The organism is Massilia niastensis DSM 21313 (assembly GCF_000382345.1).
Lineage (GTDB): Bacteria > Pseudomonadota > Gammaproteobacteria > Burkholderiales > Burkholderiaceae_D > Telluria > Telluria niastensis.
This window is the reverse complement of record NZ_KB908090.1, coordinates 39,337-53,071: the sequence shown is the minus strand read 5'-3', so window position 1 is coordinate 53,071 and position 13,735 is coordinate 39,337. Positions and strand designations below refer to the sequence as shown.

The window sequence follows — 13,735 nt, the reverse complement described above, 5'->3', positions numbered from 1 at the left end:
TGGACGGCTCCGCCGTCCACGCGTTCCACCAGCGTCACCCCGACCGCAATCCCCATATCAAGGACAAGCACATGCCCCACGTACCACAAATCAGGATTCCCGCCACCTACATGCGTGGCGGCACCAGCAAAGGCGTGTTCTTCCGCCTGGACGACCTGCCCGAAGCCGCGCGCGTGCCCGGCGCGGCGCGCGACGCGCTGCTGCTGCGCGTGATCGGCAGCCCCGATGTCTACGGCAAGCAGATCGACGGCATGGGGGCCGCCACCTCGAGCACCAGCAAGGCCGTGATCGTCGCGAAGAGCAGCCGCCCGGAGCACGATGTCGACTACCTGTTCGGCCAGGTCGCGATCGACAAGCCCTTCGTCGACTGGAGCGGCAACTGCGGCAACCTGTCCTCGGCGGTCGGTTCCTTCGCCATCGCCAGCGGCCTGCTCGACCCGGAGCGCGTCCCGCGCGACGGCGTCGCCACCGTGCGCATCTGGCAGGCCAACATCGGCAAGACCATCGTCGCCCACGTGCCGGTGGCGGACGGCCAGGTCCAGGAAACCGGCGACTTCGAGCTCGACGGCGTGACCTTCCCGGCGGCCGAAGTGCAGCTCGAATTCATGGATCCGGCCGCGGAAGAAGAGGGCGCCGGCGGCGCCATGTTCCCGACCGGGAACCTGGTCGACGAGCTGGAGGTGCCGGGCGTCGGCACGCTCAAGGCGACCATGATCAACGCCGGCATCCCCACCATCTTCTTGAACGCCGAGGCGCTCGGCTATACCGGCACTGAGCTGCAGGAAGCCATCAACGGCGATCCGCGCGCACTGGCCATGTTCGAGACCATCCGCGCCCACGGCGCGCTGCGCATGGGCCTGATCGCGGGCATCGAGGACGCCGCCAAGCGCCAGCACACGCCCAAGGTCGCCTTCGTGGCCGCGCCGGCCGACTATGTCGCCTCGAGCGGCAGGCAGGTGGCCAGCGGCGACGTCGACCTGCTGGTGCGCGCCCTCTCGATGGGCAAGCTGCACCATGCAATGATGGGCACCGCGGCGGTCGCCATCGGCACCGCCGCCGCCATTCCGGGCACCCTGGTCAACCTCGCCGCCGGCGGCGGCGCCCGCACCGCGGTGCGCTTCGGCCACCCGTCCGGCACCCTGCGCGTGGGCGCCGAAGCGGTGCAGGTCGACGGCGAATGGAGCGTCAGCAAGGCCATCATGAGCCGCAGCGCGCGCGTGCTGATGGAAGGCTGGGTGCGGGTTCCGGGCGACAGCTTCTGATCGCCCCGGGGAAAGGGCCAGTGTGGCGTTTTCCCCGCATCATGCTTGCTAGTAGCACAACTCCCTTCATTTCTGGTTTATGATTTGCAATCTAGCAATTCATCGGGCATAAGGGCGTTACCAGCAAGTATCGATGGACCGACTATTCAAACAACCCGAGATCGACCCTGCAGCGGCGCCGCTGGACGCCGCCTGCGACAATGAGCAGCCCGACCCGGAGGCGGCGGCCCTGTGCCGCATGGTGCTCGAACAGCGCGCCATCCTCGAGAACGCGCCGGTGGGCATCGTGTTTACGCAGCCGGGCCAGATCAAGTCCTTCAACCCGCGCATCTGCGAGATGTTCCGCTACACGCGCGAGCAGCTCACGGGCGCCAGTCCGGTCCATGTGTTCACCTCGCCCGAGGCCTACCAGGCGCTGGCCGCCGAGGCCTATGGCGTGCTCGGGACGGGCCGGCTGTTCGAGAAGTGCGAGTACCAGTTCCGGCGCGGCGACGGCAGCCTGTTCTGGGCGCGGCTGCGCGCCCGCGCCATCGATCCGGCCCAGCGCGATGCGGGCACGATCTGGATCATCGAGGACGTGACCGAGGCGCGCCAGGCCTCGATCGAGGGGCAGGCGATCATGACCAACGCCACGATCGGCATCATGTTCACCCGCGACCGCCTGATCCGGCGCACCAACCCGGCCTTCCTGTCCATGTTCGGTTTCGACGAGGGCGAGCCGATCGGCATGAGCACGCGCGTGCTGTACCCGGACGACGAGTCCTATGAGGACCTGGGCGTGAGCGCCTATCCGCAGCTCGCGCGCGGGATTTCCTTCCGTACCGAAAAGACCCTGGTGCGCAAGGACGGCGCCCGCGTCTGGGTGCAGATGATCGGCTACCAGGTCGACCCGGAGGATCCGCACAAGGGCACGATCTGGATGCTGGAAGACCGCACCCGCGAGAAGAACGACGAGCAGTCGCTGCGCGAGGCGCTGATGGAGAACCGCGCGATCCTCGACAGCGCGGTGCTGGGCATCGCGGTGATCGAGGACGGCCGCACGCTCCACTGCAACCGCAAGATGGAAGAGCTGTTCGGCTGCAGGCCGGGCGGCATCCTCGGCGCCGAGGTGCGCACCCTGTATCCCGACGACGGCAGCTGGCTCGCCGCGCGCGAGCTGACGGCGCGCGATTTCGCCGCCGGCCGGGTCCACATGGCCGAGTACCAGCTCGAGCGCTGCGACGGCACCCGTTTCTGGGCGCGCCTGTCGGGCCGCCTGTTCGACCCGTCCCAGCAGCGCGGCCGCAGCGTCTGGCTGGTCGACGACGTCACCGCCCAGCGCGAGGCGGCCGACGCGGTGCGCCGCGCGCGCGACGAGCTGGAGATCCGGGTGGCCGAACGCACCGCGGAACTGGCCGGCGCCAACGCCCTGCTGCAGGAAGAGATCGTCGAGCGGCGCCAGGCCGAGGCGCGGGTGCACCACATGGCCTACCACGACAGCCTGACCGGCCTGCCGAACCGCGCGCTGCTGTCTGACCGGCTGGACTGCGCGATCCGCGCCGCCACCCGCAGCGGCGGCAAGCTGGCCCTGATGTTCCTCGACCTCGACCGCTTCAAGACCATCAACGATTCGCTCGGCCACCAGACCGGCGACCACCTGCTGCGCGAAGTCGCCAAGCGGCTGGTGGTGGCGGTGCGCGCCAGCGACACCGTGGCGCGCCTGGGCGGCGACGAGTTCGTGGTGCTGCTGCCCGAGATCGAATCGGGCGAGGAGTGCCGCCATGTCGGCGACAAGATCATCGAGGCGCTGGCATCGCCCTTCCCGTACGAGGGCCACAAGCTGCATATCTCGCCGTCGATCGGCATCTGCGTCTATCCCGACGACGGTCCCGACGTCGAGACCCTGATGCGGCACGCGGACGCCGCGATGTACCACGCCAAGGCGGCCGGCCGCAACAACTACCAGTTCTTCACCGAGCGCATGAACCAGGCCGCGGCGCGCCATTTCGACCTCGAGTCGAGCCTGCGCGGCGCCCTGGCGCGCGAGGAGTTCGAGCTGTATTACCAGCCGGTCATGGATACCGCCACGCGCCGCCCGTGCGCGCTCGAGGTCCTGCTGCGCTGGCGCCGCAACGGCAGCGAACTGGTGGGGCCGGAGGAGTTCATCCCGATCCTGGAAGAGAACGGCATGATCGTGGCGGTGGGGGAGTGGGTGATCCGCACCGCCTGCGCCCAGAACATGGCGTGGCAGCGCGAAGGGCTGGACGTGGTGCCGCTGGCGATCAACCTGTCGGCGCGCCAGTTCACCCACCATGGGCTGGTCGAGTCGATCCGCCGCATCGTCGCGGAGACCGGGATCGCCCCCAGCCTGGTGGAATTCGAGATCACCGAGACCGCGCTGATGCAGCACGGCGGGCAGACGCTCGACATCCTGCGCCAGATCAACGCGATGGACATGTGCCTGTCGATCGACGACTTCGGGACCGGCTATTCGAGCCTGGCCTACCTGAAGCGTTTCCCGGTGCGCAAGATCAAGATCGACCGCGTCTTCGTGCGCGAGCTGGACGTCAGCTCGGAAGACCGGGCGATCGTCGCGGCGGTGATGGCCCTGGCCAACAGCCTGCAGCTGGAGGTCGTGGCCGAGGGCGTCGAGACCGAATTGCAGTATGCGCTGCTGCGCAGCTTCGGCTGCCAGTACGCGCAGGGCTACCTGTTCGCGCGTCCCTTGCCGGCCGCGCTGGTCGGCGCGTTCCTGGTCGGGTAGGGCCCTCTTAATCGGCCAGCGTCGCCACCACCGGCGCGTGATCCGACGGCTGTTCCCACTTGCGCGGCTCGCGGTCGATGGTGCATGCGGTGCAGCGCTTCGCCAGTTTTTCCGACAGCAGGATATGGTCGATGCGCAGGCCGCGGTTGCGGCGGAACGCGAGCTGGCGGTAATCCCACCAGCTGTACTGCTTTTCCGGCTGCTCGAACAGGCGGAACGCATCCGACAGCCCGAGGCCGAGCAGCTCGTTCAGCGCCGCGTGTTCGGGCTCGGAGAAATGGATGCGGCCTTCCCATTCGGCCGGGTCGTGCACGTCGCGCGCGTCCGGTGCGATGTTGTAGTCGCCCAGGATCGCGAACTGCTCGTGCTGGCGCATCTCGGCGGCCACCCATTCGCGCAGCGAAGCGAGCCAGGCCAGCTTGTAGACGTACTTGTCGGAGCCGACTTCCTGGCCGTTCGGCACATAGGCGCAGATGAAGCGCATGCCCCCGATGGTGGCGGCGAGCAGGCGCTGCTGCGGGTCCTCGAAGCGCGGGTTGTTCCGCACCACGTCCTCGATCGGCAGCTTCGACAGGATGGCGACGCCGTTGTAGGTCTTCTGCCCGCTGTAGGTCACCTGGTAGCCGGCCGCGTTGATGTCCGCCAGCGGGAATTTGTCGTCGGTGAGCTTGGTCTCCTGGATGCACAGGACGTCCACCGGATTGGCTTCGAGCCATTGAAGCAGGTGGGGGAGGCGGACTTTCAGGGAGTTGACGTTCCAGGTGGCGATCTTCATGTTTGCGTTGGGGCTGAGTGGGTATGCGGGGGTGGCGGCCATGTCGTGCAATGACATGGCCGCCCGCATGATACCCGATCGGCCCCCGGGCCTGCCGCGCCGCGCTAGGGCCGGCGGGCCCCGATCGACGCGAAGAACGCGTGGATATCCTGCCGCAGTTCGTCCACGTGCTCGAACTCCAGGTAGGTCACGTCGCACAACTCGTCCAGCTCGCGCAGCAGGGTGGTCTTGATCGGCGCATGCTTCCACACCAGGAACAGGATCGGCGTGCGCCTGCCCTTGAATACGTGGTAGCCGAGCTCGAACGCGCTGCTCTCGCTCATGCCGACCCGGATGTTCACGAACACGTCCGCATCGGCCAGCCTGGCCAGCCGGTGCGCGCGGAAGTTCTTCGGCGTGAACGGCAGGCCCTGCTCCTGCTCGAACGAGCGCTTGAAGGTGGCCGCGCTCTCGGCGCGGATGCCGGTCAGGTAGTCGAACGCGTAGCGCTTGCCGTTGGCGCTGTCGATCAGGAGCAGGATGTCCGCGACCATCTGCTGCTGGCCGGCATCCGCTTCGGTGAAGGGCTGGCGGATGAACACCTTGAGCGGCGGCGCGTCCGGGCTGCGCGGCGCGCGCTCGTGGGCGCGCCGCTCCAGCGCGGCCCGGCTGGCGGCCAGGTCCTCGTCCCGGACGGCGAGGCGGCCAGGCTGCGCCGCCACGCCTTCGCCCTCGTGCAGCTCGCGCAAGGTGTACAGGCCGAAGCTGTCGCGGTGGCGCATGGCTTCGGCCGCCGCGTCGGCGCCCGCGATGGTGGTGAATACCGGCGTGCCGGCCTTGAGCGCGGCCACGCGCAGCGGCCGCGAGGCGGCGGCCGCGCTGCGCTTCTCGTCCACCGTCAGCACCATCATCGCGATCTGCCGCTCGGCCAGCGCGGCCAGCGCCGCGGCGTCGTCGAGCCGGGTCGCCGGCAGCCCGGCCGCATCGAGGACGCTCGCGGTGACCTCGTCCGCATACAAGCCGAAGCCCATCCCGGCCAGCACGCGCGCGACGGTCACGGCGCGCGCCTGGTCGGCGCGCTTGACGCGCATGAACACGCGGCCCGATTGCGGCAGGTGCACGCCGGCCGCGAGCTGCGCCTTGTAGAAGGCTTCGCCGAAGGTGCGGCCGACTCCCATCACCTCGCCGGTCGATTTCATCTCCGGGCCGAGCAGGGTGTCCGCGCCGGCGAACTTCCCGAACGGGAACACCGACTCCTTCACGCTGAAGTGCGATGGCGCGGCCTCGGCGCTGATGCCCTGGGCTTCGAGCGTCTGCCCGGCCATGCAGCGCGCCGCGATCTTCGCCAGCGGCAGCCCGGTCGCCTTGGACACGAAGGGCACCGTGCGCGAGGCGCGCGGGTTCACTTCGAGCACGTAGATGACGTCGTGCATGCGCCCGTCCACGCGCTTCTGCTGGATCGCGAACTGGACGTTCATCAGGCCGACCACGTTCAGGCCCCTGGCCATCAGCGCGGTCTGGCGCTTCAGCTCGCGCACGGTCTCGGAAGATATCGAGTAGGGCGGCAGCGCGCAGGCCGAATCGCCCGAGTGCACGCCGGCCTGCTCGACGTGCTCCATCACGCCGCCGATGAAGGTGCGGTGCCCGTCCGACAGGCAGTCGACGTCGACCTCGATGGCGTCGTTCAGGAAGCGGTCGAGCAGCACCGGCGAATCGGGCGACACCTCGACCGCCTCGCGCATGTAGCGTTCCAGCTCGAGCGGCTCGTCGACGATCTCCATCGCGCGCCCGCCCAGCACATAGGAGGGGCGCACCACCAGCGGATAGCCGATCTCGCCGGCCAGGCGGCGCGCCTCCTCCTCGGTGCGGGCCGTGCGGTTCTCCGGCTGGCGCAGGCCGAGCTGGTGCAGCAGCCGCTGGAAGCGCTCGCGGTCCTCGGCGGCGTCGATCATGTCGGGCGAGGTGCCGATGATCGGCACCCCCGCGTCGGCCAGCGCCAGCGCCAGCTTGAGCGGCGTCTGCCCGCCGTACTGGACGATCACGCCCTCGGGCTGCTCGAGGTGGACGATCTCCAGCACGTCCTCCAGCGTGAGCGGCTCGAAGTAGAGGCGGTCGGAGGTGTCGTAGTCGGTCGAGACGGTCTCGGGGTTGCAGTTGACCATGATGGTCTCGTAGCCGTCCTCGCGCATCGCCATCGCCGCGTGCACGCAGCAGTAATCGAATTCGATGCCCTGGCCGATGCGGTTCGGGCCGCCGCCCAGCACCATGATCTTCTTCCTGGCGCTCGGGTTGGATTCGCACTCCTCGTCGTAGGTCGAGTACAGGTAGGCGGTGCTGGTGGAGAACTCGCCGGCGCAGGTGTCCACCCGCTTGTACACCGGGCGCACGCCCAGGTCCTGGCGGCGCGCGCGCACGGCCCGCTCGTCGGCGCCGAGCAGCGTGGCCAGGCGCCGGTCCGAGAAGCCCTGCTGCTTCAGCGCGAACAGGGCGCGCCGGTCGAGCAGGTCGAGCCGGGTGCCGGCCAGGGCGGCCCCGGTGTGCACCAGGTCCTCGATCTGCGCCAGGAACCAGGGGTCGATGCCGCTCAGGCGCTGCACATCGAGCAGCGAGTAGCCGCGGGCGAAGGCGTCGGCCAGGTAGCACAGGCGGCGCGGCCCCGGACGGCGCAGCTCTTCCTCGATCACGTCGGCGCCGGCGCCGGTCCCGGCCAGGCCGTCGAGCCCGACCTCCAGGCCGCGCAGCGCCTTCTGGAACGACTCCTGGAAGCTGCGCCCGATCGCCATCACCTCGCCGACCGACTTCATCTGGGTGGTGAGGCGATCGTCCGCCTGCGGGAATTTCTCGAACGCGAAGCGCGGGATCTTGGTCACCACGTAGTCGATCGACGGCTCGAACGAGGCCGGGGTGGCGCCGCCGGTGATCTCGTTGCGCAGCTCATCGAGAGTAAAACCGACCGCCAGCTTGGCCGCCACCTTCGCGATCGGGAAGCCGGTGGCCTTCGAGGCCAGGGCGGAGGAGCGCGACACGCGCGGGTTCATCTCGATGACGATCATGCGTCCGTCGGCCGGGTTGATCGCGAACTGCACGTTCGAGCCGCCGGTCTCCACGCCGATCTCGCGCAGCACGGCGATCGACGCGTTGCGCATGATCTGGTATTCGCGGTCGGTCAGGGTCTGCGCCGGCGCCACCGTGATCGAGTCGCCGGTATGCACGCCCATCGGGTCCAGGTTCTCGATCGAGCAGACGATGATGCAGTTGTCCTTGCGGTCGCGCACCACCTCCATCTCGTATTCCTTCCAGCCGATCAGCGATTCCTCGATCAGCAGTTCGGAGGTCGGCGAGGCTTCCAGTCCGCGCTGGCAGATGGCGCTGAATTCCCCGGCGTCGTGCGCGATGCCGCCGCCGCTGCCGCCCATCGTGAACGAGGGACGGATGATGACCGGGAAGCCCAGTTCCTTCTGCGCCGCCCAGGCCTCGGCCATGTCGTGGGCGATGCCCGAGCGCGCCGAGCCGAGCCCGATCTTCGTCATCGCCTCCTTGAAGCGCGAGCGGTCCTCGGCCTTGTCGATGGCGTCCGGCGAGGCGCCGATCAGCTCGACCCCGTACTGTTCCAGCACGCCGTTGCGGTGCAGGTCGAGCGCGCAGTTGAGCGCGGTCTGGCCGCCCATGGTCGGCAGGATCGCGTCGGGCCGCTCGCGCCCGATGATGCGCGCCACCACCTGCCAGGTGATCGGCTCGATGTAGGTGGCGTCGGCCATGTCGGGGTCGGTCATGATGGTCGCCGGGTTGCTGTTGACCAGGATGACCCGGTAACTCTCCTCGCGCAGCGCCTTGCAGGCCTGGGCCCCGGAGTAGTCGAACTCGCAGGCCTGGCCGATGACGATCGGCCCGGCGCCGATGATCAGGATGCTGCGGATGTCGGTGCGCTTAGCCATGTTTGTATTCCTCCATCATCGCGGTGAAACGGTCGAACAGCACGCCGATGTCGTGCGGGCCCGGGGAGGCTTCCGGGTGGCCCTGGAAGCAGAATGCCGGACGGTCGGTGCGGGCGAAGCCCTGCAGCGAACCGTCGAACAGCGAGACGTGGGTGACGCGGCAGTTGGCCGGAAGCGAGGCCGGATCGACGGCGAAGCCGTGGTTCTGCGAGGTGATCATCACCTGTCCGCTGTCGAGGTCCTTGACCGGGTGGTTGGCGCCGTGGTGGCCGAACTTCATCTTGACGGTGCGGGCGCCGGAGGCGAGCGCCATGATCTGGTGGCCGAGGCAGATGCCGAAGGTGGGCAGGCCTCCCTCGATCAGTTCGCGGCTGGCCTTGACGGCGTACTCGCACGGAGCGGGATCGCCCGGGCCGTTCGACAGGAAGATGCCGTCCGGGCGCAGCGCGAGGGCGTCGAGGGCGCTGGAGCGGGCCGGGATGACGGTGATCCGGCAGCCGCGCTGCGCCAGCATGCGCAGGATGTTGTGCTTGACGCCGAAGTCGAAGGCGACCACATGGTAGCGCCGGCCGGCGGGGCGCTCGAAGCCGTGGCCGAGGCGCCATTCGCCCTCGCGCCATTCGTAGGGCTGCGCGGTGCTCACGGTCCGGGCCAGGTCCATGCCGTCCAGGCCGGGAAAGGCGCGCGCCAGGGCGAGCGCCTGTTCGTCGGACCCGGGGGCGGCGACGATCGCGCCGTTCTGGGCGCCGCGTTCGCGCAGGACGCGGGTCAGCCTGCGCGTATCGATGCCCGCGATCGCGACCACGTCCTGGCTGGCCAGGTAATCCGACAGCGACTGGACGCTGCGGAAGTTCGAGGCCAGCAGGGGCAGGTTCCTGATCACCAGGCCCGCCGCGTGCACCCGGGTCGATTCGACGTCCTCGGGGTTGACCCCGGTGTTGCCGATATGCGGATAGGTGAGGGTGACGATCTGGCGGCTGTAGCTCGGGTCGGTCAGGATTTCCTGGTACCCGGTCATGGACGTGTTGAACACGACTTCGCCGCTGGCATGGCCGGTGGCGCCGATCGAGACGCCACGGAACACCGTGCCGTCTGCAAGCGCCAGGATGGCCGGGACGCCCTGCGGGCGGGTTGGACGGATTGAACTGCTCATGTCATCTCCAAATGGTGGACGCTCCCCCGCCGGAGAAGGGGAGTCCTTCTCCGGACTGGAGACCTGGCGTCGCTATTGTTGTGAGTGCAAACCGAGCGGTGCGCTTGCGCCGCGAAAGGGACGGCTAGGCGGTCATGCTTGCCTTGCCAGGCGTTGGGGCGCCGTCTGCCGCGCTGGCGGACGGCCGGGGGCGGAAATGGCGGCAGGGGCGGGAGCGGCGGCGCCGGCCGCGAGGCTGAGCGCCGGGCGCTGCTGGCCGCCGGCGTGGGCCTCGGCCACCTGGAACACGCTGACCAGCTGCACCAGGCTGCTGGCCTGCTGTTCCAGCGACACGGCGGCCGCCGCGGCCTCCTCGACCAGCGCCGCGTTCTGCTGGGTGGCGTCGTCCATCCGGCCGATGGCGACGTTGACCTGGTCGATGCCTTCGCTCTGCTCGTGGCTGGCGGCGGCGATCTCGCTCATGATGTCGGTGACGCGGTTGACGCTGACGACGATCTCTCCCATCGTCGCGCCGGCCTGGTCCACCAGCTGGGTGCCCAGCTGCACCTTGTCGACCGAGTCGTCGATCAGGGCCTTGATCTCCTTGGCCGCGCTGGCCGAGCGCTGGGCCAGGCTGCGCACCTCGCCGGCGACCACCGCGAACCCGCGGCCTTCCTCGCCGGCGCGCGCCGCTTCCACCGCGGCGTTCAGCGCGAGGATATTGGTCTGGAACGCGATGCCGTCGATGACGCCGATGATGTCGACGATCTTGCGCGCCGACGCGTTGATCGAGCCCATCGTGTCCACCACCTGCGACACCACCTGGCCGCCCTTGCCGGCCACCTCGGCCGCCGACAGGGCGAGCTGGTTCGCCTGGCGCGCGTTGTCGCCGTTGCGGCGCACGGTTCCGGTGATCTGCTCCATCGAGGCCGCGGTTTCCACCAGGGCGCTGGCTTGCGACTCGGTGCGGCGGGCCAGGTCGTCGTTGCCGGCCGCGATCTGGTGCGCCGCCGACGCGATGGTGCCGGTACCGTCGCGCACGTCCTTCACGATGTGCGCCAGGCTGCTGTCCATGTCGGCCAGCGCCTTGAGCAGCTGGCCGATCTCGTTGTTCGACGCGATCTCGATGCGGCGCCCGATATCGCCCTCGGCGACGCGGCGTGCGATCCCGATCGCCTGCAGCAGCGGTGTGGAGATGCCGCGCACCAGCACGACGCCGGCGGCGACCGCCAGCAGCGCGGCGACCGCCATCGCCGCGCCGATGACCAGGGTGGTCGAGCGGATGGTGGCGGCGACCGCGGTGTCGTCGGCCTTCTGGCGTGCGTTGAGCAGCTCGGTGAGGGCGCGCAGCGCATCGTCGGACACGCGGTAGGGCGGGTTGATGCGCTTGATCAGGATGTCCTCGGCGACATCCCATTCCTCGCGCTGGATGGCCTGGCTGGCGGCGCCGACCGCATCCACACCCAGGCTGCCGCTGCTCTTGAACCAGGCATCGGCCAGCTTGCGCTCTTCCGGCGAGGCGATGGCGGCGGAGTAGGCGTTCCACAGCCTGTTGATCTCGGCCGTGGTGTCGTCGATGATCTTGAAATGCACGGACATCGGATGGTCGTGCAGCTTGTGCCATTCCATCGCCGGGTTGTGCTGGAGGACCTGCAGGATCTGGCTGCGGTTGACCTCCATCTTGAAGCGGATGCGCTCGGCCTCGGCGCGGATCCGCATGTCCTCCATGGAGGTGGTCTGCAGGGCCTTCGTGGCCTTGTGCACGCTGAACAGTCCGATACTGCCGATACCGATCAGCACGACGACCAGAAAACCGAGCGTCAGCACGATGAGCGTTCTTACATTGATGTTCTTTAACATTGGGGCGAGTCCTTCCTGGTGAACCGGGTAACACTGGGTAGTGCGTGGGGCGGATTACATGCTAGAAACGAACAACGGAAAACATTGTATGCACAACTGTTTCTTTGATTCAAGATATTTTTCCACAAAGAAACACGCGGCGCTTGTTACCCGCAGTCGACCAAGCCCTCGGCCCCGACCTTGAAAAGACCGTCGCGAGTACCAGGACCGACCTTCCTTGTCCGATTCCATGACGGCGCCCGGGGCTTGCCTGGCTGAGGGAAGTCGCGTAGAGTCATTCGCCCGTTTATGCGACCGGGATGCGGAGCAGGATATTGACCGGCTCTGCCGAAAGAGGAGGGAGCCGGGACCCGGCTCGCCTTCGAGGGCGAGGGCGCCATGCCGCCCGCTGCCGATGCCGATGCCAATGTTGTTGTCGTATTACCTACACAACAAATAGTTCATTTTTGACAATTAATCGAAAATCAATGAGAATGGCATATCCCATCAGGATCCGTTTGGACTAGTGGACAATAAACCACTAGTTGCTAAGACCGTGTAACAAATATGTAGAAATATTGTACGTTTGTTGGTAGAATCATAACGCTTGATATAAAAAAATATTGATAAACTTACAAAGTTTGTTACTGAAAGAAGGCATCGGCGCTAAACTTTGTTACGTGAAGAGCAGTGGACCGGACGCTATGTCAGCGGAAGTATTTCCTCAGGGTAATGATATAAGTTGCACTGTGGAAACTAAAGTTGTACCATTGGCGTATTGAGAAACATGTTCGGTCGGCTAAGCTACACGGCTGTCGCAGAACCAACGATGCTCGGTAGTGGTACTATTGTGAAATATTCGGTTTCCATAGTTAATAATCCGAACGCAGATTGAAAAGGACAGAGATGCGCACTGCATTTGAAGCGTGGGCCCAGCGTGAGGGCCACATCGTTCGCCGCCGCGAAGACAAGCCCGAGGAATACCTCGTTTATGAAACCCAACGCCGCTGGGTCATCTGGCAGGCGGCCCTGGCGCATGGCGCCAGGACGGCGGCGGAAACGCCGTCAAAGTTCGCCAGGGATCCGGGTATCGAACCCAAACCGGGCATCATGGCCCCGGACGAGGCGAGCGTACGCAATCGCGTGCTCAACGAAGTGCTCGACGCTTTCAGCGAGCTCGACGAGAGTGCCGGCCTGGAAGGCGTGTTCAAGGTCATCCAGGGCTTGAAAAAGAAACAGAAAGCCCTGGCCGAAAAGGCCTGATGCGTTACCGGCATTACAAGGGCGGTATCTACGAGCTCGTCTGCGAAGCTGTCCTGGAAGCGGACCACACCCCTGTCGTGGTGTACCGCGGCCAGGACGGCCAGGTCTGGGTGCGCCCGAAAACCGCCTTCTTCGAGACTGTCGAGATCGACGGCGCGGCGCTCCCGCGCTTCGCTCCGCTGGGCTGAACAGTACCGGCGCCTTCAGGTTTGCCTCATGCTGCCGTTAAGCAATACATGAGGCAAATCCAGGTACCTTTCATGTTCTCCCTGTCCCGTTCGTGCGCCCTCGCGGCGCTCGCCCTGCTGGGCGCTTGCGCGACCATTTCCGATTCCCCACAGCAGCAGCTCGAACTGCACGCCATCCTCGATTACCGGGAGATCGGCGGGGTAGGTTGCATCCTGAGCAATGACGCCGGCCGCTGGTACGTGGTCGCGCCGGGGCGCGTCACCGTCACGCGCAGCAGCAAGCCGCTGCAGGTCAGCTGCAAGAAGGCAGGCAAGGGCACGGCCGCCGAGCTGGTGGCGTCGCGCGCCGATACGGCCAATTTGATCGGCAACGTCGTGATCAGCGCGGGGCTGGGGCAGTTCGTGGACCGGTATTCGGGGGCGGGGTATGCCTATCCCGGCACGCTGACGGTGCTGATGCAGCCGCCGGCCGGGCGGGAAGGGGCGGCCGGCGAGGCGCCGGTCGAGACCCGCATGTTCTGAAAATGATGCCGTAAACGATCACAGCCCCGCATGCGGGGCTGTTTTTTTGTAAAACTTTATTTCACCGCCGGGCGCGGCCGGGCATGGCGACAGCCAG

At 67.2% G+C, this 13,735-nt stretch carries 9 protein-coding genes; 5 read left to right on the top strand and 4 right to left on the bottom strand.

What is annotated here, in order from left to right:
• Positions 1-71 precede the first annotated feature (71 nt).
• Together prpF and H162_RS0110860 are read left to right on the top strand one after the other, a co-directional pair.
• Positions 72-1,262 (top strand): 2-methylaconitate cis-trans isomerase PrpF, encoded by a 1,191-nt coding sequence (gene prpF / locus H162_RS0110865; protein WP_026354506.1) that lies wholly within the window; start codon positions 72-74, stop codon positions 1,260-1,262.
• 133 nt (positions 1,263-1,395) lie between these two features.
• Positions 1,396-4,005 carry an EAL domain-containing protein gene (locus H162_RS0110860; RefSeq protein WP_020653492.1) on the top strand — a complete coding sequence of 870 codons (2,610 nt, stop codon included), beginning with the start codon at positions 1,396-1,398 and terminating at the stop codon, positions 4,003-4,005.
• A 7-nt stretch (positions 4,006-4,012) separates the two neighbouring features.
• Here H162_RS0110860 and xth read toward each other — a convergent pair whose 3' ends face one another.
• From xth to H162_RS0110840, 4 genes are all read right to left on the bottom strand, one after another.
• Positions 4,013-4,780, bottom strand: a complete 768-nt coding sequence (gene xth, locus H162_RS0110855) for an exodeoxyribonuclease III (RefSeq protein ID WP_020653491.1) — start codon at positions 4,778-4,780, stop codon at positions 4,013-4,015.
• Between the two features lie 104 nt (positions 4,781-4,884).
• A complete protein-coding gene (carB, locus tag H162_RS0110850; RefSeq protein ID WP_020653490.1) occupies positions 4,885-8,694 on the bottom strand; it encodes a carbamoyl-phosphate synthase large subunit in 3,810 nt (1,269 codons plus the stop codon).
• Complete coding sequence (gene carA / locus H162_RS0110845; RefSeq protein WP_020653489.1) at positions 8,687-9,847, bottom strand: glutamine-hydrolyzing carbamoyl-phosphate synthase small subunit; 1,161 nt, start codon at positions 9,845-9,847, stop codon at positions 8,687-8,689. The genes carB and carA overlap by 8 nt, the downstream gene beginning before the upstream one ends.
• A 132-nt stretch (positions 9,848-9,979) precedes the next feature.
• Positions 9,980-11,686, bottom strand: coding sequence for a methyl-accepting chemotaxis protein (locus tag H162_RS0110840; protein ID WP_020653488.1), 1,707 nt, complete (start codon positions 11,684-11,686; stop codon positions 9,980-9,982).
• 885 nt (positions 11,687-12,571) lie between these two features.
• On the opposite strand from H162_RS0110840, the gene H162_RS0110835 reads away from it, so the two are divergent.
• The 3 genes from H162_RS0110835 (at position 12,572) to H162_RS0110825 (ending at position 13,638) form a co-directional block, all read left to right on the top strand.
• The gene (locus tag H162_RS0110835; RefSeq protein ID WP_020653487.1) at positions 12,572-12,928 is read left to right on the top strand and encodes a phiTE_015 family protein; all 357 of its coding nucleotides are present in this window, start codon (positions 12,572-12,574) and stop codon (positions 12,926-12,928) included.
• Complete coding sequence (locus H162_RS0110830; protein ID WP_020653486.1) at positions 12,928-13,116, top strand: DUF1653 domain-containing protein; 189 nt, start codon at positions 12,928-12,930, stop codon at positions 13,114-13,116. Before H162_RS0110835 ends, H162_RS0110830 begins: the two co-directional genes overlap by 1 nt.
• 72 nt (positions 13,117-13,188) lie before the next feature.
• The gene (locus H162_RS0110825) at positions 13,189-13,638 is read left to right on the top strand and encodes a hypothetical protein (RefSeq protein ID WP_020653485.1); all 450 of its coding nucleotides are present in this window, start codon (positions 13,189-13,191) and stop codon (positions 13,636-13,638) included.
• Positions 13,639-13,735: the final 97 nt, after the last annotated feature.

Bases quoted from the DNA above. Each gene is read 5' to 3' on its own strand.
- H162_RS0110830 (WP_020653486.1), top strand. From the start codon at position 12,928: ATGCGTTACCGGCATTACAAGGGCGGTATCTACGAGCTCGTCTGCGAA.
- H162_RS0110860 (WP_020653492.1), top strand. From the start codon at position 1,396: ATGGACCGACTATTCAAACAACCCGAGATCGACCCTGCAGCGGCGCCG.
- carA (WP_020653489.1), bottom strand. From the start codon at position 9,847: ATGAGCAGTTCAATCCGTCCAACCCGCCCGCAGGGCGTCCCGGCCATC.
- H162_RS0110835 (WP_020653487.1), top strand. From the start codon at position 12,572: ATGCGCACTGCATTTGAAGCGTGGGCCCAGCGTGAGGGCCACATCGTT.
- xth (WP_020653491.1), bottom strand. From the start codon at position 4,780: ATGAAGATCGCCACCTGGAACGTCAACTCCCTGAAAGTCCGCCTCCCC.
- carB (WP_020653490.1), bottom strand. From the start codon at position 8,694: ATGGCTAAGCGCACCGACATCCGCAGCATCCTGATCATCGGCGCCGGG.
- H162_RS0110840 (WP_020653488.1), bottom strand. From the start codon at position 11,686: ATGTTAAAGAACATCAATGTAAGAACGCTCATCGTGCTGACGCTCGGT.
- H162_RS0110825 (WP_020653485.1), top strand. From the start codon at position 13,189: ATGTTCTCCCTGTCCCGTTCGTGCGCCCTCGCGGCGCTCGCCCTGCTG.
- prpF (WP_026354506.1), top strand. From the start codon at position 72: ATGCCCCACGTACCACAAATCAGGATTCCCGCCACCTACATGCGTGGC.